At 51.7% G+C, this 288-nt stretch carries 1 protein-coding gene; it reads right to left on the reverse strand.

The window, feature by feature from the left end; genetic code table 11:
- Nucleotides 1-288 (reverse strand): aminotransferase class V-fold PLP-dependent enzyme (locus tag LJE08_RS13970; protein ID WP_227403577.1); only part of this gene is annotated, 288 nt, incomplete at both ends.

Genomic DNA, 288 nt, shown 5'->3' on the forward strand with positions numbered 1-288 from the left:
GCCTTGGCCATCGCAACAAAACCAGCCGTATTTTCGGTCCCATTGCGGCGGCCGCGCTCCTGACCGCCACCATCAATCAGTGGAGCCAGCTTGCGGCCGGCTTTGGCATATACAAAGCCGGTTCCGCGCGGTGCATGGAACTTATGACCAGAAAAGACCGCAAAATCGACCCGATCTGAAAAGACAAGGTCATCGATTCCCTTACCGATTGCCTGCACCGCATCAACCATAAAGTGAACTTTAGGATAGTCCTTTAAGATTTCACCAATTTCCTTGATTGGCTGAATC

It is taken from the genome of Holdemanella sp. DFI.5.55, assembly GCF_020593575.1.
GTDB classification, from domain to species: domain Bacteria; phylum Bacillota_I; class Bacilli_A; order Erysipelotrichales; family Erysipelotrichaceae; genus Holdemanella; species Holdemanella hominis.